We start from the raw sequence: 21,862 nt of genomic DNA, 5'->3' as shown, positions 1-21,862 counted from the left end.
ACCATGCAGTTTCGATTTGCTATAAAAAACATAGCTGCTTACGCAATATTGGCGGGCGTTGCAGGACTTTTTACTGCCTGTTCCGAGCAGAAACCCAGTTTTCAGGCGATCGACGTGACAGGCGCTGCGTATGCCCACGACTTTGAGCTGACGGACCACAACGGCCAAGTGCGCCATTTGGCAGACTTCAAAGGCAAGGTGGTCGTGCTGTTCTTTGGCTACACGCAATGTCCCGATGTCTGTCCCACGACCATGGCCGAACTGGCCGAGGTGAGGAAGTCACTCGGCAAGGACGGTGACAAATTGCAGGGCCTGTTTGTGACGGTTGATCCCGCGCGCGACACACCCGAGGTCCTGAAGGCCTACATGGGCAATTTCGACCCAACCTTCCTGGCGCTGTACACCACGCCCGAGAAGCTAGTTGCGCTGGCGAAGGACTACAAGATCTACTTCAAGAAGGTGGATGGCAAAACGCCCACCAGCTACACGATGGACCATTCAGCCGGTAGCTATATCTACGACACGCAAGGCCAGTTGCGCCTGTTTACCCGCTACGGCAGCGGCGCCGCGGCGCTGGTGTCGGACATCCAGCAGTTGCTCAAACAGGCGCGCTAATCTGCATTACCCGTCGCGCATTGCGGGCCTATGAACGAATCCCATCTGCTCCTGCTGTTCGTTGGCCTGACATTTGTAGCGGCGGGGTTCGTCAAGGGCGTGGTCGGAATGGGCTTGCCGACGGTAGCGATGGGCTTGTTGAGCTTGACCATGCCGCCTGCCACCGCTGCGGCCATGCTGATCGTTCCGTCGCTGGTGACGAATCTCTGGCAGCTGTTGACTGGCCCGCAATTCCTCGCACTGGCCCGGCGCCTGGCGACCATGATGCTGGCGCTGTGCCTGGGCACCTTCCTCGGTATCGGAGTGCTTACGGGGAATTCTTCTTCCGCTGCCAGTGCTGCGCTGGGCGCAATTCTGGCGGTCTATGGTGGCGTTGGCATTGTGGCGCGCCGCTTCACCGTACCCCGCCGAATGGAGCCGTGGTTGTCGCCGTTGATCGGCGTGCTCACGGGCCTGATTACTGGTGCAACCGGCGTATTTGTCATTCCGGCAGTGCCGTATCTCAGCGCGCTGGGCTTCGCCAAAGATGACCTCATCCAGGCCTTGGGACTGTCTTTCACGGTATCCACTGTGGCGCTGGCAGCTGCGCTCGCCTTGAGTGGCCATTACAAAATAGAGGCTGCAGCAAGCTCGTTGCTGGCGGTGCTGCCCGCTCTAGGCGGCATGTACCTGGGGCAATATGTACGCAACCGCCTGAATCCAGAGGCCTTTCGCCGCTGGTTCTTTGTGGGGCTGATTGTGCTGGGCGTCTATATGCTGGTGAGGGCGCTTTGACGATCTTGTAAATTCAACCGGGATTCCATGCCATGCCTATCGAACTCGACCACACCATCGTTCCGTCCAAGAACAAAGTTGCATCGGCCAAGCTATTGGCCGAATTGCTGGACGTGCCCTGGGCCGAGACGGGGTTAGGGCCGTTCTCGCCGGTCTTTGTAAATTCCGGGCTCACGCTGGATTTCATTGATACCGATGAGGCTTTCGAGGTGTACCACTTCTGCTTTCGTGTGAGCGATGTTGAATTCGACGCCATTCTTGCGCGCATCCGGGCCGCTGGCATTGCGTACCGTAGCAACGTACGTGGCCCGCAGGATAGGCAGATCAACACCGACTATGGCGGGCGCATGGTGTATTGGAATGAACCTGATGGCCACCAGTGGGAAATGCTGACAGTCAGCTATGCGCGCCAACCGGGTGGTGATTCGACGCCTTAGTACCCTTTGTAGGACGGCGCCCACCCAACGTGGTGGTGGCCACTGATACCGCAAACGGGCAGAACTCGAGACCATAGGGCTTCCATCCATCCAGGAGAGCTCTCATGATTCACACCACGTATGGCGCATTGCAAAACCAGTTGCTCGCCGCATTGCCCAAGGCTGATGCAGACCGTTGGCAGGATCACATGGAGCTGGTGGAATTGTCATTGCACCAAGTACTGTGTGCTGCAGGAAGGACGCCAGAATATGTGTACTTCCCTACGACGGCCATGGCATCGTTGATGCTCCTCACGCAGGAGGGTTCATCGGCAGAAGTGGCATTGGTGGGCAACGATGGTGTTGTCGGCGTTTCACTTTTTTTGGGCGAAGACGCTCTTCCCAGCGAAGCCGTCGTACAAAGTGCGGGCAAGGCGTTCCGGCTTAGCGCCCATTTTGTGAAGAGTGAGGTGGAGCGCTCCGGCGCCGTAATGAAGATCATGCTGCGTTATGCCCAGTCCATGCTGGGACAAGTGGCCCAGACCGCGGTTTGCAATCGCTATCACTCGATTGAGCAGCAACTGTCCCGCCGCCTTTTGTTGGGCCTGGACCGTTCATCCTCGAATGAGCTGAATATGACCCACGAACTTGCGGCCAACTTGCTGGGCGTACGCCGCGAAGGCATTACGGTTGCGGCGCACAAGTTGCAACTGGCCGGAATGATCCGCTACCGCCGCGGCCACATCGAGGTCCTGGACCGCCCGCGTCTGGAGAAGCACACCTGCGAATGCTATGCCTCTGCCAAAAAGGAATATCACCGCCTGTTGCCTTTGTCACTTGCGGCTTGAAATCAACTGGCAGGCAGCACCAATGCTTCCGGGATCCGGGCACGAATCTGTGTGCCTTGACCCGGTGTCGAAGTGATGTCCAGCGTGCCCAGTTCTGCCTCTACCCGAAACCGCATGCCCAACAGCCCATGCGGGTTGCCGCTCATCTGGCTGATATCAAAACCGGTTCCATCGTCACGTACCGAAATTTCGACAAATCCATCCCGGGCAACCAGGTCCAGCCATACGTTGCGGGCTTCGGCGTATTTGGCGATGTTGGTGGTGGCTTCCTGTACCAGGCGGTAGATCACCAGGTTGGCACTTGGCCTCAATTCAACGGGTTCCAGTTCGCAATGCACTTGCACACTCGCCCGCTGAGAAAACTCGCGGCCCAGAATTTCCAGCGTGGCGACCAGCCCCAAGTCCCCCAAGGAAGAAGGCCAGAGGTCTTCAATGATGCGTTGCTTCATCGCAATCCCGGCGTTGAGGGTTTTGACCGCATGGTTCAACCGCTCAGTCGCGCCCTCTGAACCCGCGCCCAAATAAGCCCTGATATGCGCGATATCCAGTTTGGCGGCAGTGAGCAAGGCGCCGAGTTCATCATGCAGATCGCGCGCAATCCGGTGGCGCTCATCTTCGCGCGCGGTTTGCAGGTGGTTGTTCAATTCCACCAGTTGCGCTGTGCGCTCGGTCACCACATCCTGCAGGCGCTCCTGTTCGGCATGCATCGCCTGTTGATGCAGATCCTGCTGGGCTCGCAAGGACTGGTTGTGGCGCATATTCAGCATCACCAGCAGCAAGCTGATGGCGCTGAGCAGTGCAACCCCGACGCGGCTGAATAACAGGATGTCAGACACTTCTCTCTGACTGGAGTTCAGCCGCGACGTTTCGATCGCCAGCAGTTCATCGCCCACCCCCCGAATGGCGTCCATGTACTCCCGACCGATGCCGCTGAACATGAAGTCTTTGCCGGTTTGCTGCTTGCCCTCTTTTTGCATGCGCACGGTGATGGCGAGTTCCGAGAGCTTGTTTCCCACTAACTCGTGCAGCTTGGTGAGCCGTACCGCTGCATTCGGGTCCGCATAGTAGGCGGCATCCAGAAGTTTGAATGCAATCTCGATACTTTTGAGGGCATCGTCATAGGGAATCAGATACTCTTCCCGGCCTGTCAGCAGGTAGCCGCGCTGCCCGGACTCCGCGTCCAGCACGCCCTTGGTCAGGTCATAGAGATGGAGGCGATTCTCTGCAATCGAGCCGAGCTTTTGCACCAGAGTCGCAGCGCGTTGGTTGGAGTCTTCGGTGATCCACACCACGGCAACCGAGGCGAACACCAGCATCAGGATGGCAATCGGATTGCGCTTTACGACGGTAGTTATTTGTGTGTTCATGCGGCTATCCTAGAATACAAAGCATCAAGCCCAGAAAGAGCGGGATTCCATGATTCGTGTTGCGATTGTCGATGACCATGCCATTTTGCGCGCCGGGCTGCGGCAGTTCTTTGCCGCCCATGCAGACCTGGAAGTCGTTGCTGAGGCGGCCAATGGCCGTGAAGCACTTGAAATCGCGAAGGCTGGCGGGGTCGATGTCATGCTAATGGACCTTTCCATGGGTGACCAGGGGGGAGTGGAGGCGCTGGCAGCCATCAAGGAGCGTGTGCCCGACTTGCCGGTGTTGATACTTAGCGCCCTGCCGGAAACGCACTATGCGACCGCCTTGTTGCAGCAGGGCGCGAGCGGCTATCTGAGCAAGGATTGTGATCCCGAGCAAATTGCAGAAGCCATTCGCACGGTATTTGGGGGGCGCAAATTCATCACCCCCGCAGTGGCCGAACGGCTGGCCGAGGCGCTGGTGGGTGGAGTGGACAAACCACTGCATGAGAAGTTGTCTCAGCGCGAGCTGCATGTTTTCCTTCGGCTGGCCAAAGGTGAAGCGGTGGGCAGCATTGCGGAAAACATGTTTCTCAGTGCCAAGACAGTCAGTACGTACCGCACCCGGATCATGGAGAAATTGAACCTAGCATCCAACAGCGATTTGACATATTACGCATTGAAGAACGGTTTGATCCAGTAAGCGACTGCAACGTCACTGTCCCTTTTTGGGGACCCGCTGTCCGTGTGCCAGCGTACAGTGGCTGCAGCGCAACTTGCAGATACTGCCCACTTACTACTTGCGAAGACAGTGATGGAAGACCAGACAGACTTGGCCGAAGCGCCCACAGCCACAGTCACAGCCGCGCCTGCTCTCGACCCCGTGCCTGCGTCGGAGCCATCACCCGCAAAACCTGACCCGGTACTTCTGCATATGCCGGTGGACGTACGCAGTGCGTCTCTCTTTGTGTTGGCGGCGCTGGCCAGCATCTTCGCGCTGCACTGGGCGGCTCAGGTGTTCATTCCGCTCATGCTCAGTATCCTTCTGACATACGCGCTTTCACCCCTGATTGCGTGGCTGGAGCGTCGCGGTGTATCCCGCTGGGTTGGCGCGGCCCTGGTGTTGCTCAGTCTGGCGGGTGCCTTTGGCGGGGCGGGCTATTCGCTGTCGGGCAGTGCATCTGAATTGCTGGATGCCCTGCCCGTGGCAGCGCAGAAGTTGCGCCAGGCTTTGCACCCCGGCGGGGTATCCAACACCAGTGCGCTGGACGCGGTGCAACAGGCTGCTGCGCAGCTGGAACAGGTGGGCCAGGACAACGCTGTGAAAGCTGCGGCGCAGAAGGGCGTAATGCGGGTGGCCGTGGAGCGGCCGCATTTCAATGTGCGTGATTACTTGTGGAGCGGCACGATGGGCCTGCTCGCATTTGCCGGACAACTGACGCTGGTGGCCTTCTTGACCTACTTTGCACTGGGTTCTGGCAATACTTTTCGGCGAAAACTGGTCAAGATATCCGGCGTTAGTCTGCAGAAGAAAAAAATCACGGTGCATGTACTGGATGACATCCGTATGCAGATCGAGAGGTATTTGCTGGTGCAGATTTTTGTCAGCGTGGTGGTCGGCGTGTCGACCAGCCTGATGTTTTGGGCCATTGGCATGGACAACGTCATCGTCTGGGGCATCATTGCCGCCGTGACCAACCTGATTCCTTACGCTGGCTCGGTCGCCATGATGGGAGCGAGCAGCTTGTTGGCCTTCATGCAATTCAACAGCATTCAAATGGCGCTGCTGGTTGGCGGCATCTCGCTGTTGATTCACACCCTGGTGGGTAATCTGCTACTGCCCTGGCTCACCACCCGCACCAGCCGCATGAGCCCGGTCGCAACCTTGGTGGCGCTGATTTTCTGGGGCTGGATGTGGGGCGTCTGGGGCTTGCTGCTGGGCGTACCCATCGTCATGGTCATCAAATCGGTGTGCGACAGGGTGGAAGACCTTCAACCCATTGGTGAACTGCTCGGCGACTAAAGTGTTAGTCGATGGAGATGTGCTGCGCGGTAATGATGCCGCTCAAGAGCGCGGTATCTGCCTTCACCCGGTTCGCCAGACCTTCGGCCGACGTACCCATCACCGTCCAGCCTTGCTGAAACAGCTTTTGCCGCATCTCGGGTGTGCGCACGATCTCGCTGATCAGGGCTGACAGCCGCGCGGCGATGGGTTTGGGCAAACTGTTGGGCGCTGCTACCGCATTCCAGATTTCGAGGTTCAAATCTTTCACGCCTGCTTCCGACAAGCTGGGAATGTTGGGCACCAGCGCGCTGCGCACGCTAGCGGTAACTGCGATCGCTCTGAGCTTGCCCGCGCGGATTTGCGCGCTGGCCAGAGCGGGAGGCAAGAGCGAGAGCTGCAGGTCGCCGGAGATCAGTGCGGTCGCTACCTGTGGGTAACCGGGGTAAGGTACATGCACTGCAGCCAGCCCGGTTTTGGATTTCAGCAATTCCATGCCCAAGTGGCCGACCGTGCCGACACCTGGAGTACCGTAGTTCCAGCGGTCACCACCCTGGCGGGCGATGGCCAGAAAGTCCTGCGCCGTTGCGCCCGGAGCTGACGCGGGCGCCACCAATACCAGCGGCGAGTAACCCACCAGGCTGATCGGCTGCAAGTCTTTCAGCGGGTCGTACGGCAACTTGGGGTTGAGCAGTTTGGCAATCGTCATGTTGCCGTTGATCATCAAACCGATGGTGTGGTGATCCGTGGCTTTGGCAACATAGTCCGTCGCGATGTTGCCGGCCGCTCCCACCTTGTTTTCCACAATCACCGCCTGGCCCAGCGATTTGGACAGCGGCTCGGCCAGGGCCCGGGCCGTCAGATCGGGCGACGAGCCACCAGGAAAGCCAACGATGATGCGCAGCGGTTTGGTTGGCCAGAGATTTGTATTTTTGGTGACAAATTGGGCCTCAGCGCCCGCAGAGATTGCGTAAGCAGCTATAAAAAAGAGAGCGGGCAGTGGATTTTTGTGAAGCATGGCGGGCAGACCAAAACAGGAAGGTATGCCCCTGCGGGCCGAGGCTGGCAATGTATTGTGTCGCAAAGCGTTTGCCGTTGCGTAGCGTCTGGCAAGCAACAGCGGGGCGTTTTCTTTGTTTACATGAACGACCACTTGCCGCTAGACTGTACTGGCCATGTGGCGTTGACACCAGCGGCAGGCTATGAAAATAAAAAGCACCGGAAGGCGCATTCTCAAAGTTGGAAACCATTGCCTTTGCGCGACGCTGTTACTGCTTGCCATAGGCGGTAGTGCCGCGGCGCAGACGGCTGCCTGCAAATCCCTTGTCGCTACGGGTAACCCGGAGTACTCGCCTTACCTCTGGCGCGATCCCTTGGACGGTACCCGACTGATCGGCGCCAACGCAGACCTGATGCAACTGCTGTCCAAGGCGATTGGACTACCCATCACGGTGAAGTATGTGGGTTCGTGGGCGCGCGTGCAGGAAGAGGCTAAAAGCGGGCGCATTGATCTGATTGCAGGGGCTTTTCTCACCATGCCCCGGTTGGAGTACATGGATTACTTTTACCCTGCTTTCCGGGGGACACGCACCGTTATCTGGACCCGCTCCAACGAAACCTTTCCCTACAAAGCCTGGAGCGATCTGCGGGGGCGCAGAGGGCTGACAGTCATCAACAACAGTTTTGGCGAAGGCTTTGATCGCTATGCCAAAGCGTCTTTACAGATTGATGAAGTCCCCCAACTCGAGCAGGCATTTCGCATGCTCTCGGTGGGGCGGGTGGAATACGTAGTCTATGAGGAAGATCCGGGCCTGGCCTTGGCGGCCAAGCTCGATTACACCAGTCTGAAAACCTCATCCGTTGCGGTGAGCAACGAAGGCTTGTACCTCACACTGTCCCATTTATCACCCTGCAACACTGGCGAGATGCGTGGGCGCATCGCCAAAGCGTTGTACCAGTTGGTAGCGGACAACGCCATGAAGAAGCTGGTGGAAACCAATATCCAGCTGTGGCGTAAACAGGCAGAAAAGTAGGCCGAGAAATAAGGCGTTCAGGCGTATGACGCCAGTGCCGTCTTCATCTTCTTCATCGCCGCCACCTCAATTTGGCGGATACGCTCGGCGCTGACACCGTATTCGGCTGCCAACTCATGCAGCGTCATGCCACCAGAGTTGTCGTCGTTGACCTTCAGCCAGCGTTCTTCCACGATGCGGCGGCTGCGTGCATCCAATGCGTCCAATGCGGTCGCAATCCCTTCAGATGCCAAGACATCGCGCTGATGCGCTTCGATCATCGCCACGGGTTCGTGGTTGTTATCGGTCAGGTAAGCAATCGGGCCAAAGGCCTCTTCGCCATCGTCCGACGGGCTTGGGTCCAGCAGTACATCGCCGCCCGACAGCCGGGTTTCCATCTCGATGACTTCTTCCGGCTTGACGTTGAGCTCGCGCGCCATCGCCTCGATCTGCTCGGGGTTCAGGGTTTCGCGGTGCGTGCCCAGATCGGCGGCGGCATCGTCGCTCTTGTAGCGCGCCTTCATAGAGCGCAGATTGAAGAACAACTTACGCTGGGCCTTGGTCGTCGCGACCTTGACCATGCGCCAGTTCTTCAGGATGTATTCATGGATTTCGGCCTTGATCCAGTGCATCGCGTAGCTCACCAGGCGCACGCCCTGGTCCGGGTCAAAGCGCTTGACGGCCTTCATCAGGCCCACATTGCCTTCCTGGATCAGGTCGCCGTGGGGCAGACCGTAACCCAGGTATTGGCGGGATACGGACACCACCAGACGCAAGTGAGAGAGCACTAACTTACCGGCAGCTTCAAGATCATTCTCATTCTTGAACTTGCGCGAAAATTCCTGCTCTTCTTCCAAAGTGAGCATGGGCAGGCGGTTGGCGGCTGAAATGTAGGCATCCAGATTGCCAAGCGATGGCACGACCGACCATGGATTGGCCGTATTCAGTGTGCTGGCAGGGGTAGCTAAGGCATAGGTCATTTCAGAACTCCTTTGTTCAGAACCGCAATATTAGCACTCTACGTCGAGGAGTGCTAAACCCTCTTCGCCGTGTGGTTGCAAGGTCTGGCTAGACCTTGGTCGTGACGTGGTGGGCGGGCAGGTCGGCCAGCAGGTCCGACAGTTCGTCGGCGTGCTCCTCCTCCACGGCGAGGATGGACTTGAGCAAATCGCTGGTGGTTGGATCCGCGTGGCCTATGTATTGAATCATTTCGCGATAGCTCTGAATAGCGATGCGTTCTGCAATGAGATCTTCCTTGATCATTCCGTTCAGGGAGTCGGCTTCCACATATTCCGCGTGGCTGCGTGCTGTCAATTCGGCCGGGTTGAAGTCGGGTTCGCCGCCCAATTGCACGATGCGCGCGGCCAAGCGGTCCGCATGACCCAATTCCTCATTCGAGTGTGCGAGAAATTCCTCGGCCACACCGCGCGAGTGGATGCCACGCGCCATGAAGTAGTGACGGCGATAGCGCAATACGCACACCAGCTCGGTGGCCAGCGCTTCATTGAGCTGCTTCAGAACTTCCTCGCGGTTGGCACTGTAGTCGACAGTGACAGCGCCTTCTTCAATGTGTTTGCGGGCTTCGCGGCGCATGGTCGCGACGTTGGTGAGGGCAGTGGCCTGTTTCATGGTGTTTCTCGGTAGTGATTGGATGCAGACAGCATCGCCAAAAGGGCTGTTCAGTTCCGTGCGGCAACGCACGTGTGGACCGTTGTTTTTATTGCATTTGTGTGCATTGCCGCACGGACTGCAATGGCTCCGAATTGAACAATCCGCTCTGTTCCAACCGTACAACCTAACCGAAAGAAGGATTACAAATGAAGAAGTTAACTCCCCTGCATATGCTCAGCTTGGCTGGTCTGGGCGCCTTGATGTCTGTCTCTGCGAATGCGCAAGGCACACAGGATTCAGGCTACTGGTATGGCGGCCTTTCCGCGGGTCAGTCGCATAACCAGATCAACGAACAGACAACGACCAACAGTGTGCTGGGCTTCTCCAGTACACCTTTGTCGTTGACCAACGAGCGACAAGATACCGCTTACAAGATTTTTGGTGGCTATCAGGTCACTCCCCATTTCTCGTGGGAATTCGGCTATTTCAATCTGGGCAAGTTCACTTACAAAGCTGTTATGCCCACTGGCACCTTCAACGGCCGCTATGAAATTGATGGCGTGAATCTGGACGCCATTTACACCCTGCCATTGAGCCAACGCTGGTCTGCATCGGCGCGCCTGGGTGTGCAGTACGCCAATACCCGCGACAACTTCAGCGGCACCGCTTTGCTGCCGACCATGGCATCCAACCCCAGCCAGCAAGACACAAATGCCAAAGTCGGTCTGGGCTTGCAATATGAAATCAGTCCTTCGCTGCTGGTTCGTGGAGAAGCAGAGCGTTACCGCGTCAAGGACGGCGTGAACAACTGGGGTGATGTCAATCAATTCTCGGTCGCACTTGTGTTCCCGTTCGGACGCAAGGCCAAGCCGGTCTATGCACCAGCGCCCGCCTATGTGGCGCCAGTAGTAGCTCCTGCGCCAGTGGTCGCACCTCCTCCCCCACCTCCAGCGCCTGTGGTTGTTGCCCCAGCACCTCCAGTAGTTGTGCAACCTCAACGCGTGCATTTCTCGGCGGACTCCCTGTTCGGCTTTGACAAGGCAGGTCTGAGCGTACAAGGCAAGGAAGCACTGGATGGCTTCATCCGCAATCTGTCAGGTACACGTTTCCGCACGATTGCTGTCGCTGGCAACACTGACCGCCTGGGTTCCACGCAATACAACCAGAAACTGTCCTTGGAGCGCGCAGACGCGGTCAAGACTTATCTGGTGTCGTCCGGCATCGATTCCAGCCGAATCACCACCGTTGGTAATGGCGAGAGCGCTCCTGTCACCAAACCCGAAGATTGCAAAGGCACACGCCCTACCAAGGCACTCATTGCTTGCCTGCAACCAGACCGTCGCGTTGATGTCGAAGTAACTGGCGAACGCTAATTCCACTTTCTCAACCTACTCAAAGGAATCACTATGAAAACTCCATCCATCAAACTGCTGACACTGGCATTGGGTCTGAGCTGTTGTGCCCTGGTTTCGGCCCAAACCATGACCAAGGAAGCGCACAAGGCTGCGCAAGACAAAATCGAAGCCGACTACAAAGTTGCAGACAAGGCCTGCGATTCACTTGCAGGCAATGCCAAGGACATTTGCGTCCTGGAAGCAAAGGGCAATGAAAAAGTGGCCAAGGCACAACTGAACGCAACGTACGAGCCTTCCAACAAGGCCCGCCGCGCCGTGGCGGATACCAAGGCGGAAGCGCAATATGCGATTTCCAAAGAAAAGTGCGATGACCTGGCTGGCAACTTCAAGGACGTATGCCTGAAGGAAGCCAAGGCCGCCGAAGTGAGCGCCAAGGCCGATGCCAAGCTGCAACTCGAAACTGCAGAAGCAGCGGGCGCAGCGCAAAAGACCACCAATCAGGCCCAAGCCAAGGCCCAGGAAAAAATCACCGATGCGCGCAACGATGCCAATGCCGACAAGCTAGACGCGGCATACAAAGTTGAAAAAGAACGATGCGATGTGCTGGCAGGGGCCGCCAAAGACAACTGCCTGGCGATGGCTAAGGCCCGGTTCGGCAAGTAGACATAGAAGTTGCATTAAAAAAGGGCCCGCCAGGGCCCTTTTTTTGGGGTCCGGTTGTTGTCCCGTCAGAGCCGGCCGGTCATTAGCAAGACGATCAAGATGATGACAACCAGTCCCAATCCACCACTAGGGCCATAACCCCAGTTGGCACTGTGGGGCCAGGTCGGAATAGCCCCAACCAACAGAAGTATCAGCACGACCAACAGTATGGTTCCCAAGCTCATGGTGTTCTCCAGAAAATTACGGTCATGTAACCCACCAGACAGATGCGTCGAGCAGGACCGCTTGAAGGTAGCCAGAACTCGCCCGCGCGACTGTGGACGGGCGCATTCATTGCGTGGATACCTACCAGCGCCATGAGTGGGCCATAGGCCTCAAAAGGTGTCCGTGCGGTATTGCACGGACACCTTGTCCACCGCTCGGCATCATCCCCTCAACGAATCTCATATTCCTAGGAGGGCAGCTATGCAACATCGATCCAACTACACCTATGCAGGCAGCACCGCGCGGGTCCATGAGGCACCCGCTTTTTCCGCGCAGGAGCTTTTGACACTGTGTGAGCACCTCAGTGGCTGCAGCCGCAAGAGCGGGGGATTGGACCTTTTCTGGAACATCGCGCAACGCGTGCATGTGTTTGCTGCTGCACGCTTGGTGACGACTTGTGCCTCCGTGGCTTTTCTGGGCTGGATTATTCTGTCCACCATCTAAGCCATGGTATTGCGTGCGATGCCTGGCTGGGTCAACCTCGCATCGCCCGAACTGCGCAGGTTGCTGGATGCGGACCGGGGCGCATTGCCCGCTCCGATACGTGCAGAAATATTCGGTGCACAGCGATTTGCACAACATGGTCGCAGCCTTGGCCTGACACACTTTGCGAGCGTACCCAACGCGCTGGGAACCACCTTCTCTCCGCGCCTGAAAAGCAATGTTGCGGTACTGCGCGAGGCCCACACCTTCATCGGCATGCAAGCCAGCAATGGTTATGACGTAAGCCCCGCGGCCGAATGGTTACTGGACAACTTTCACCTCGTCGAATCGCAGCTGCAGGAAGTGCATGAGGCAATGCCTGCCAGCTACTTCCGCAAATTGCCGACATTGCGAGACGCGCCACTGCAAGGCTTGCCTCGCATTTATGGCGTGGCATGGGCTTTCGTCGCCCACACGGACGGCGCATTCGACGAATCGCTGCTGATGGAGTACCTGGATGCGTACCAGGAGTCCTGCGAACTCAAGCTCAGCGAGATATGGGCCCTGCCCACCACGTTGCGCGTAGTGCTGATTGAAAACCTGCGTCGATTGGCGGAACGTGTGGCCAGCAATAAAGCTGCGCGTGAGTTGGCCAATCTGGCGTTTGACCAGATTGACGAACTACGCATTGACCAGTTGGAAACTGTCCGTCAGCAGCTTGCATTGCGCGGAGTGGAGCGGATTTTTCTGGCCCAACTGGCACAGCGCTTTCAAGATTGGCGTGGCACAGAGGATGGTGGCGCACACGAGGCGATACAGGCATGGCTGATGCAGGCATTGCCCGATGTGGCGGCGGCGCTGGCTTGGCAAAGTGCAGAGCAAGCGGCCGATAACCTGAGCGTCAGCAATGGCTTGACGTCCCTGCGGGTGATAGGCGACGTCGATTGGGCGGACATCATTGACAGAACCAATGTGCTCACTCTGTGCATGGAGGCCTCACCGATTTTCGCGGCAGAGGCCCGTGTGACCCGCGACCAGACGCTGCATGCGATTGAGCGTATGGCCGAGCGCAGTGGCCGCAGCGAAGTGTCCGTGGCTCAGATGTTGCTGGAGTACATGCGAACCAGCGACGATGCTGGCAGGGGATTGGCGCAGTACTGGTTGTCTGGCGGCGGACGCACTGAGATCCTTCTGGCATTGGGTATGGCAACGCCATGGCTTTCGCGCGGCAGAGGGCTCATGCGCAAATGGGCCTTCCCGCTCTATATGGTTGTGTTGGCGGTCTGGACCGGTCTATTGTTATGGGCGGGATTGGGCAGCAAGATGCATGTAGTGGACGCCCACACCTGGCTTTTCTGGACAGCTCTGGTATTGCTGGTCTTTCCGGCCTCGGAAGGGGCGGTTGCCATTACCAACCGGCTGATTGCCGAGTCGCTCAAGCCCCGCTACCTGCCACGCCTGGCCTGGCGCGACGGTATTCCCGCTGCGCACCAGACCATGGTCGTCGTGCCCTGCATGCTGACATCTCCGGCGTCGATTGCTGCGGTGGTGAGTCGCCTGGAAATGCACTACCTGGCCAACCCGGAGCGCTTTGTGCAATTTGCATTACTCAGCGACTGGGCCGATGCGCCAACCCAGCACACGCTCGCTGACACCGCCTTGCTCCAAAGAGCAGTGGACGGCATTACCGCGCTAAACGCCAAATACGCAGAAGCGTCCAGACCAGAGACAAATGGCCGGTTTTTGTTGCTGCACCGTTTGCGCAAGTACAGCAAGACCGAGCAATGCTGGATGGGTTGGGAGCGCAAACGTGGCAAGCTGGAACTGCTGGTGACCGAGCTGGCCCATGGGTTTGACCAGGCGTTTCTGGATTTGGGTGCCATCTCCATCACTGCGCACGCCACGCGCTATGTGTTGACGCTGGACAGCGATACCCAGTTGCCTCCGGGCCGCTTGCGGGAGTTGGTGGCGGTAGCCGCACATCCTTGCAATCAGCCGCAACTCGCTGCCGACGGAAAGTCGGTCGTGAGCGGCTACGCAATCTTGCAGCCACGCGTTGTGACACCGCTGCCGGAAAGTGCGAGGCAAACTCCGTTTCACTGGTTGTTCTCCGGCCAATGCGGCATGGATCCTTACAGTGCCGCGAGTTCCGAGGTGTACCAGGACGTGTTTTCTGAAGGCACATTCACTGGCAAAGGGCTTCTGCATGTGCAGGCCGTGCACGCAGTGCTGTCGGGCCGCTTGCCCGAAGGCCAAATACTCAGCCATGATTTGCTGGAGGGATCGCTGGCCCGTTGCGGTTCGGTGTCGGATCTCACCGTCCTCGAAGACGCGCCTTCGCACGCGGATGTAGCTGCTTCCCGGATGCACCGCTGGATGCGCGGGGACTGGCAGTTGCTGCCCGTGTTGCTGGGATCTTCGTTTGGAACGCGGGGTTTGCATTTTCCTGCGGTCAGTGCATGGAAGATGCTGGACAACCTGCGCCGATCGCTGGTCGCTCCGGCGTCACTGGCATGTCTGGCGCTGGCGTTGGTCGGCGAGAGCCTGTCGCCTGCGCGCGTATTGTGGGTTATTGCCATTGCGCTGTGTGTGGGGCCGGTTATGGGCGCAGCGGCGGGCTTCCTGTCCTACCGGCGCGGTCTGGCCAAAGAGCACTTTTACTTTGAGGCCATTGCCGGTTTGCTGCGCGCGCTGTGGGGCGGCTTATGGCAATTTGCCCAACTGCTGCAAAGCGCGATGGTTGCGCTCGACGCGATCGCGCGTTCGCTGTACCGCACGTTCTGGAGCCATCGCCATTTGTTGCAGTGGACCACTGCGGAAGCGGCACAAAGCCAGGCGCGTTCGAGTTGGGGTGGGCTGGTGGCACTGCACTGGAAGGAGCCAGTTATCGCGCTGACTTTGCTGTTGTGCATGGCTGTGGCATCAGGTGCACTATCGATACCGGCGCTGATGATCTGTCTCTTGTGGGCCGCGTCACCGTTCTGGACGTGGAGCGTCAGCCGAACCTGGCGCATTGGCGAGCAGGCCCCATTGACCTTGCAGGACCGCCTGTACCTGGAGGGCATCGCGCGGGATACGTGGCGGTTGTTCGAGCGCTGTGTCGGGCCGGAAGACAACCATCTGCCACCTGACAATCTGCAGATCACGCCGCAGGACATGGTGGCGCACCGTACCTCTCCCACGAACATGGGCATGTACTTGGTCAGCGCGGCCTGCGCGCGCCAATTCGGCTGGATCAGTACGCCTGACCTGCTGGACCGGCTCGAGGCCACGCTTGGAACGCTGCAAAAACTGGAGCGCCACCGCGGACATTTTTACAACTGGTATGACACCCAGAGTTGCGTAGTGCTGACGCCCGCGTATATATCGACAGTAGACAGCGGCAATTTCAGCGCGCTGGCGCTGGCCGCTGCGCAGGCCTGTACCGAGCTGTCGAAGCAGGAACAGGAAACGGTGCAGCAGCAGCGCCTGCATGCGCTGGCGCAAGCTTTTGAGCAGATGGCGTGGGAGGCAGAGTTTGGTTTCCTGTACAACGAGAAGCGCCACCTGTTTCACATCGGCTATCGCGTCACGGAGCGGCAATGGGATTCAGGTTTCTATGACCTGTTGGCATCGGAAGCACGACTGACCAGCATCATTTCCATAGCCAAGGGTGATGTACCCATGCGGCATTGGGCGTCGCTGGGTCGCATGTTCTTTGCGGTGGGGCGCCATGTGGGCCTGCGCTCATGGAGCGGCTCGATGTTCGAGTACTTGATGCCGCGCTTGTTGATGGACGAACCACAGGGTAGCGCATTGCGCGAAGCCAGTGCGACGGCCGTGCTGGAGCAAATGGCGTTCGCTGCGAAGCAGGGTGTACCTTGGGGCATATCCGAATCGGCGTATGCAGCGCGGGACCACACGCTGGCGTTCCAGTACGCCCCGCAGGGCGTGCCCCGCCTCGCATTGCGACGCACACCTGCTGACGAATTGGTCATCGCACCCTACGCAACTGCACTGGCTGCCATGGTTTCGCCGCAACGCGCGGTACAAAATTTCCGAATGCTGGAGGAGATGGGCGCGCGCAGCGAATACGGCTTCATGGATGCGCTGGACTTCTCGCCAGCGCGCAAGCCGTCTGACAAGTCCTATGCGCCGGTGGAAACCTATATGGCCCACCACCAGGGCATGACGCTGGTAGCACTGGCCAACGTGTTGCTGCAAGGTTGTGCCCAGCGCTGGGGCATGGGCGCCGCTGCGATACAGGCGGTCGAGTCCCTGCTGCAGGACCGTATTCCGCGCGAAGTTTCGTTGCTCACGGAGCTGGACCGTGGCCAGCAGCTGCAGAAGCGCCAGCGCCGCCGTTCGCCCAGCATGCTGCGCGAAGTACTGCCGCATGAACAGGCCGTATTGCCCACGCATCTGCTGTCCAACGGCCGCTATGGCGTAGCACTGCGTGCCAATGGCGCGGGCTGGAGCCATTGGGGTGCGACGGGTATTACCCGGGAGCGCGATGACGCACTGCAGGATGACTGCGGAAATTTCATCTATTTGCGCCGGGGCAATGATCCGCTCTCGTCAGTCACACACCATCCAGCGGCGGACCCACAGGCCAGTTACCGCACAGTGCACCATGCAGATCGCATGTGTTTCGATGCCAGCTGGCCGGAGTTGCACAGCCGTACGACGGTCTGGGTCAGCCCGGAGGATGACATCGAGTTTCGCCAGATCGAATTGCACAACCTGAGCGACATACCGATTGCGTTGGAGCTCATTTCTACGATAGAGGTCACGCTGGCTCCGCCCTCTGCTGATGAAGCACACCCGGCATTCAGCAATCTCTTTGTGCAGGCGCAATGGCTTGCTTCGCACCAGGCCATACTGTTCGAGCGCAGACCGCGACTGGACACCGATGCAGGCGTGCACATGGCGCACTTCCTGGCCTCTACCGATGCATCGACCATCACCCTGCGTGTACAGACTGACAGGCAGCAGTGGCTGGGACGCAATCGTGGGCCTGCAAATCCCCTGGCCCGGCTGGACAGCGTGCCGACCACCGGATTGGGTGCTGCCACCCAGCTCGGCACGGGCCTGGACCCGATGGCCTGCCTCGCAGTGGCGCTGAAGATTCCACCCAACGCCAAAGTACAACTGACCTTCGCCACCGCGGTGAGTGACAATGGAAATACGTTGCGCGCCGTGGTGGACAAATACCGCCAGAGTGGCCATATCCGCCGTGCTTCGCTGATGTCAGCGACGCTGGCTGGCATCCGTTTGCGGTCGCTGCGCATCAGTCCCGATACTTTCGCTGCCTCACAGTTGCTCACCAGTGCCCTGACGCAAACCCTGTCGCGCGCCCGTCCGCCGCGTGATCCTTCAGTGCAGACCGGGCCGCGCTTCTGTGACCGCAAGGTGTTGTGGCGCTTCGGCATCTCGGGTGATCGCCCTCTGTTGCTGGTGTCGATTGGCGCTCTGCACGGCCTCGGCATGCTGCGTTCACTGACGCAGGCCATGGGGCTATGGACCTGGGGTGGCGTTGCCTGCGATCTGGTCATCCTCAATGCGGAACCGGCGTCGTATGCGATGGAACTGCAACGTGAGGTGGAAGCCTTGCGCGAGCGCCATGCAGCGGGAACACATGCCCGTAGCGATGTGCCCATGCCGGCCTTTCATGTGTTGCGTACCGATACGCTGTCCACGCCGGAGCTCTCCACACTGAAGGCGCTGGCGCGTCTGCATTTGCACGCGGATGGCAGGCCGCTGTCGCACCATGTGCAGGAATGGATGGAACGCCACGCTCTGGCGCTGCAGGCACGCGAAGGCCGCTCGCCTGTGGTGGTCAGCCCCACTGGAAGCCGCGACGTGGTGAACAATCCCGCGCAAGGATATTTTCAGGAGACAGGCAGCGAGTTTCGCTTTGATGTGCGCGACGGAAGCCGTCCCACGCGTCCGTGGATCAATGTGCTGGCCAACCCGGATTTCGGTGCCCACATTTCCGAATCGGGTGGAGGCTATACCTGGGCGCGCAACAGTCGCATGGCCCAGTTGACCGCCTGGGCCAACGATCCTGTGCGCGACCCTGCGGCTGAATGGTTTCTGATTCAGGAGCGTCGCTCTGGTGATGTCTGGAGCGTGGCGCCCAATGCCTATGGTGCCCATGACGCAAGCTACCAGGTCGTGCACGGACAGGGCTACACCAGCATCCGCCATACCCATCGCAACCTGCAGGTACATGCGCGCTGGTCTGTCGACGCGCACACCAGTGTCAAGGAATTGCAGATCACGCTGACCAACAGCGGTGAGCGCACGCAGCACCTGCGCATCACGGGCGTCGTCGCCTGGCTGATGGGATCACGCCGTGCAGACCGTGCCAGCGTGTTCACACGGTTTTCCCAGGAGCACAGCGGAGCAAATGCACTGCATGTGTTGCGTGCGACCCAAATTGATACCGCGACGGGGCTGGGCGGAGGCACGGCATTCCTGAGCGTTCAGGTTCCGTACGGCAGCGAAGCCGACTGGACCTGTGACCGCCGTGAATGTTTCGATGTCCAGGGGCGCCTTGTACTGCCAGAGGACTGGGGCCAGTCGCGTGGCGACGGACTGGACCCGTGCGCCGCGCTATCAATGGGCATGGATCTGGGCGCAGGGGCTACATCGCAATGTGTCTTTATCCTGGGGTATGCGGACAACGCAGACGAGAGTCTGCAACTGGCAAGAAAATCTGCCGCGCAGGGCAGCGCATTGCGCAGCGAACAGCTTGCGCAACGCTGGGATCAACTGCTGGGCGCGACCACCGTGGAAACCCCTGACCCACTTTTTGACGCAATGGTCAACCGCTGGCTGTTGTACCAGGCAGTCTCTTGCCGTCTCTGGGCCAAGTCCGGCTTTTACCAGGCTGGCGGCGCAACGGGGTTCAGAGACCAGTTACAAGACGCGATGGCATTGGCTTGGGCAGCACCCGACATGCTGCGCGCGCAGATTGTGCTGTGTGCATCGCGCCAATTTGCAGCAGGAGATGTGCAGCACTGGTGGCATGCACCGGGCGGCGCCGGCGTTCGCACACATTTTTCGGATGACCTGCTGTGGCTGCCTTATGCCTGTCTGCACTATCTGCGCGCCACCGGTGATGTGGCGCTGTTGGACGAAGCGGTTCCATTTCTGGAGGGCATGGAAATTCCCGAGGGCGCAGAAGATGCCTATTTCACGCCAACCGTCAGCGCACAAACCGACTCGGTCTTTGAGCACGCGGCGCGCGCCCTTGACCGCAGTCTGCGCGTCGGCGTGCATGGTCTGCCGCTGATGGGCGGTGGTGACTGGAATGACGGCATGAACCGTGTCGGTGATCAGGGTCGGGGTGAGTCCGTCTGGTTGGCGTGGTTCTTGTGCAGCATGGTTCCGGGCTTTATAGCCCTGGCACGCGAGCGTGCCCAACCAGAGCGCGTCGCGCGCTGGGAGCAGGCGATGCAAGGTTGGCAGCAGGCCTTGGAAGGTGTTGCGTGGGACGGCAAGTGGTTTCGCCGGGCGTTCTTTGACGATGGCAGTCCCTTGGGTGCCCATGACAACCCGGAAGGCCAGCAGGATTTGATAGCGCAAGCCTGGTCGGTGTTGTCGGGTGCTGCTTCCGTGCCAAAACAAATCGAAGCCATGGCGTCCGCCGAGGCGATGCTGGTGGATACCCAAGCAGGCCTGCTGAAGTTGCTGACGCCACCGTTCGCGCATACCGTGCCTGCTGCCGGGTACATACAAGCCTATCCGCCAGGTGTGCGAGAGAACGGTGGGCAGTACTCCCATGCAGGCGTGTGGGCCTTGATGGCGACAGCCAAGCTAGCTGTCTCGCAGCCCAAGATGCTGCAAGACCCGGACAAGGCGTATCGCTATTTCACCTATCTGAGCCCTGCCCATCGGGCGGCCCATGCGTCACGAGGCGCCGTCTATGGGTTGGAGCCCTACGTGATGGCGGCCGATGTGTACAGCGCGCCACCGTATGTGGGGCGCGGCGGCTGGAGCTGGTACACCGGTGCCGCTGCATGGATGCACCGCGCGGCGGTGGAATCCATCCTGGGGCTGCAACAAACTGCTGAGCACATCACGTTGACGCCATGCCTGCCGTTGCATTGGCCGCGTGCAGAAATCAAACTGGTGCGTGGCACGCAGACACTGCGCTTCATACTGTTGCGCGAGGAGGCCCGTAACGCGATTGCTGCTGCTGGCGTGGAAGGTGCGCAGCTTCTGGCAGTGGGGCAGTCGCTTCCATGGACCAACTTGCCGACAGACTCTTGCTGGGTCATTGCGATAGCTTGAGGCTGCGTGCGCCAACGCACCGACGAAAAATTGGCCGAAACCTAAAGTGCAATCACCATCTGGCGCCGCTTCCTGGAGTCAGGGTTAATTGTTCTACAGGAGATTTACCATGATCCAACGCAAATCATTCGCTTTCATTCTCAGCGCCTCTATGCTGGCTGTCGCCACACTGTCGGCCACCGGCTGCGCGGTAACCCGCGGTCAGGAATCAGTCGGCGCCTATGTCGACGATTCGACCATCACCACCCAGGTGAAGGCCCGGTTCGTCGACAACAAGCAAGTTGATGCTTCGGCCATCAGTGTGGAAACCATGAAGGGCACCGTGATGCTGTCCGGCTTTGCCAAGAGCGCCACCGAGCGTTCCACTGCGGAATCGATCGCCTGGGGTGTAAAGGGCGTGAATTCCGTGAAGAACGAGATCGCTATTCGTCCTTAAGCTCAGCTAAACGCTTATCAAGCCTGCCAGGCCAGATACATATCTGGCCTGGCAGGCTTTTTTCTTTTGACTTCAAGTAGTAATAGGGGCGCGCACGTCGGTCAACAGACGCGCCAGTTCTTTGCGGACCACGCCATAGCATTCGCAGGTGTGGGTTTCCAGGCCCTTGCGGTTCAGCACGCTGATGTGACCGCGGCGGTAGCTGATGAAGCCCGCGGTCTGCAGATTGCCTGCGGCCTCGGTCACACTTTCCCGGCGCACGCCCAGCATGCTGGCTACCAGCTCTTGTGTCATCACCAACTCCCGGGTCGGTACACGGTCCATCGTCAGTAGCAACCAACGGCTCAGTTGTTGTTCTACGGAGTGATGCCGGTTGCATACCGCCGTCTGAGCCATTTGCGTCATCAATGCCTGCGCGTAACGCAGCAAAAGCTGTTGCAGCGGTCCTGCCAGGTTGAATTCCCGTTTGAGAATGCTGCGCTCTAGCTTGTATGCATGTCCTGCGGTTTGCACGACGGCCGAACTGGACGTGGTTTCGCCTCCCATGAAGAGCGATATCCCCACCACGCCTTCGTTGCCCACGCCCGCGGTTTCCGCAGAAGCACCGGTTTCGGTAACGTAGTGCAGCGAGACAATGCTGTTGATGGGAAACAGGGCGTGGCGCAATTGCGTGCCAGGCTCGTAGAGCATCTGCCCTAGAGGCAGCGCAACCAGTTCCAGCTCTTGGGCAAAGCTATCGAAACTGGATTGGGGTAAAGCTGCCAGCAGGTGGTTTTGGTGGGGGTGGTGCAGAGGTGACATGTGGGGCGATCTGTAA

Annotated in this window: 18 protein-coding genes; 12 read left to right on the top strand and 6 right to left on the bottom strand. The window is 59.0% G+C overall.

All coding sequences use genetic code 11. The features are described 5' to 3' along the window. Nucleotides 1-3: 3 nt before the first annotated feature. The 4 genes from AC1DV6_RS05290 to AC1DV6_RS05275 all read left to right on the top strand — a co-directional run bounded on the left by AC1DV6_RS05290 (nt 4) and on the right by AC1DV6_RS05275 (nt 2,653). On the top strand, nt 4-615 hold the full coding sequence (locus AC1DV6_RS05290; RefSeq protein WP_477975809.1) for an SCO family protein: 612 nt from the start codon (nt 4-6) through the stop codon (nt 613-615). A 30-nt stretch (nt 616-645) separates the two neighbouring features. Continuing rightward, the gene (locus AC1DV6_RS05285; RefSeq protein WP_477975807.1) at nt 646-1,389 is read left to right on the top strand and encodes a sulfite exporter TauE/SafE family protein; all 744 of its coding nucleotides are present in this window, start codon (nt 646-648) and stop codon (nt 1,387-1,389) included. Nucleotides 1,390-1,421: 32 nt separating this feature from the next. Beyond that, complete coding sequence (locus AC1DV6_RS05280) at nt 1,422-1,826, top strand: VOC family protein (protein ID WP_477975805.1); 405 nt, start codon at nt 1,422-1,424, stop codon at nt 1,824-1,826. A gap of 104 nt (nt 1,827-1,930) precedes the next feature. Beyond that, nucleotides 1,931-2,653 (top strand): Crp/Fnr family transcriptional regulator, encoded by a 723-nt coding sequence (locus AC1DV6_RS05275; RefSeq protein WP_477975803.1) that lies wholly within the window; start codon nt 1,931-1,933, stop codon nt 2,651-2,653. A 2-nt stretch (nt 2,654-2,655) separates the two neighbouring features. Here AC1DV6_RS05275 and AC1DV6_RS05270 read toward each other — a convergent pair whose 3' ends face one another. Further along, complete coding sequence (locus AC1DV6_RS05270; protein WP_477975801.1) at nt 2,656-4,020, bottom strand: CHASE3 domain-containing protein; 1,365 nt, start codon at nt 4,018-4,020, stop codon at nt 2,656-2,658. A gap of 49 nt (nt 4,021-4,069) precedes the next feature. Here AC1DV6_RS05270 and AC1DV6_RS05265 point away from each other — a divergent pair, with 49 nt between their 5' ends. Both AC1DV6_RS05265 and AC1DV6_RS05260 read left to right on the top strand, forming a co-directional pair. Further along, entirely contained in the window at nt 4,070-4,702 is a 633-nt protein-coding gene (locus tag AC1DV6_RS05265; protein ID WP_477975799.1) for a response regulator, read from the top strand. 111 nt (nt 4,703-4,813) lie between these two features. Next, nucleotides 4,814-6,022 (top strand): AI-2E family transporter, encoded by a 1,209-nt coding sequence (locus AC1DV6_RS05260; RefSeq protein WP_477975797.1) that lies wholly within the window; start codon nt 4,814-4,816, stop codon nt 6,020-6,022. Nucleotides 6,023-6,026: 4 nt separating this feature from the next. Here the strand turns inward: AC1DV6_RS05260 and AC1DV6_RS05255 are convergent, their stop codons facing one another. Continuing rightward, entirely contained in the window at nt 6,027-7,019 is a 993-nt protein-coding gene (locus AC1DV6_RS05255; protein ID WP_477975795.1) for a Bug family tripartite tricarboxylate transporter substrate binding protein, read from the bottom strand. 184 nt (nt 7,020-7,203) lie between these two features. On the opposite strand from AC1DV6_RS05255, the gene AC1DV6_RS05250 reads away from it, so the two are divergent. After that, complete coding sequence (locus tag AC1DV6_RS05250) at nt 7,204-8,034, top strand: substrate-binding periplasmic protein (protein WP_477975793.1); 831 nt, start codon at nt 7,204-7,206, stop codon at nt 8,032-8,034. A gap of 17 nt (nt 8,035-8,051) precedes the next feature. Here AC1DV6_RS05250 and rpoH read toward each other — a convergent pair whose 3' ends face one another. Both rpoH and AC1DV6_RS05240 read right to left on the bottom strand, forming a co-directional pair. Further along, the gene (gene rpoH, locus AC1DV6_RS05245) at nt 8,052-8,993 is read right to left on the bottom strand and encodes an RNA polymerase sigma factor RpoH (protein ID WP_477975791.1); all 942 of its coding nucleotides are present in this window, start codon (nt 8,991-8,993) and stop codon (nt 8,052-8,054) included. Between the two features lie 88 nt (nt 8,994-9,081). Then, entirely contained in the window at nt 9,082-9,642 is a 561-nt protein-coding gene (locus AC1DV6_RS05240; protein ID WP_477975789.1) for a ferritin-like domain-containing protein, read from the bottom strand. A gap of 188 nt (nt 9,643-9,830) precedes the next feature. On the opposite strand from AC1DV6_RS05240, the gene AC1DV6_RS05235 reads away from it, so the two are divergent. Together AC1DV6_RS05235 and AC1DV6_RS05230 are read left to right on the top strand one after the other, a co-directional pair. Continuing rightward, on the top strand, nt 9,831-10,997 hold the full coding sequence (locus AC1DV6_RS05235; protein WP_477975788.1) for an OmpA family protein: 1,167 nt from the start codon (nt 9,831-9,833) through the stop codon (nt 10,995-10,997). Nucleotides 10,998-11,030: 33 nt separating this feature from the next. Next, complete coding sequence (locus AC1DV6_RS05230; RefSeq protein WP_477975786.1) at nt 11,031-11,642, top strand: ATP synthase subunit B family protein; 612 nt, start codon at nt 11,031-11,033, stop codon at nt 11,640-11,642. A 65-nt stretch (nt 11,643-11,707) separates the two neighbouring features. On the opposite strand, the gene AC1DV6_RS05225 is transcribed toward AC1DV6_RS05230, so the two are convergent. Continuing rightward, the gene (locus AC1DV6_RS05225; RefSeq protein WP_477975784.1) at nt 11,708-11,866 is read right to left on the bottom strand and encodes a DUF3309 family protein; all 159 of its coding nucleotides are present in this window, start codon (nt 11,864-11,866) and stop codon (nt 11,708-11,710) included. Nucleotides 11,867-12,107: 241 nt separating this feature from the next. Here AC1DV6_RS05225 and AC1DV6_RS05220 point away from each other — a divergent pair, with 241 nt between their 5' ends. The 3 genes from AC1DV6_RS05220 to AC1DV6_RS05210 all read left to right on the top strand — a co-directional run bounded on the left by AC1DV6_RS05220 (nt 12,108) and on the right by AC1DV6_RS05210 (nt 21,045). Beyond that, nucleotides 12,108-12,350 carry a hypothetical protein gene (locus AC1DV6_RS05220; RefSeq protein WP_477975782.1) on the top strand — a complete coding sequence of 81 codons (243 nt, stop codon included), beginning with the start codon at nt 12,108-12,110 and terminating at the stop codon, nt 12,348-12,350. 3 nt (nt 12,351-12,353) lie between these two features. After that, entirely contained in the window at nt 12,354-20,609 is an 8,256-nt protein-coding gene (locus AC1DV6_RS05215) for a GH36-type glycosyl hydrolase domain-containing protein (protein WP_477975780.1), read from the top strand. 109 nt (nt 20,610-20,718) lie between these two features. Beyond that, a complete protein-coding gene (locus tag AC1DV6_RS05210) occupies nt 20,719-21,045 on the top strand; it encodes a BON domain-containing protein (protein WP_477975778.1) in 327 nt (108 codons plus the stop codon). A 72-nt stretch (nt 21,046-21,117) separates the two neighbouring features. On the opposite strand, the gene AC1DV6_RS05205 is transcribed toward AC1DV6_RS05210, so the two are convergent. Then, nucleotides 21,118-21,846, bottom strand: a complete 729-nt coding sequence (locus AC1DV6_RS05205; protein ID WP_477975776.1) for a Crp/Fnr family transcriptional regulator — start codon at nt 21,844-21,846, stop codon at nt 21,118-21,120. Nucleotides 21,847-21,862 lie beyond the last annotated feature (16 nt).

Source organism: Rhodoferax sp. P2_H8_2, from assembly GCF_056403235.1.
Note: the sequence above shows the minus strand (reverse complement) of the source record. Positions and strands in the feature narration are given on the sequence as shown.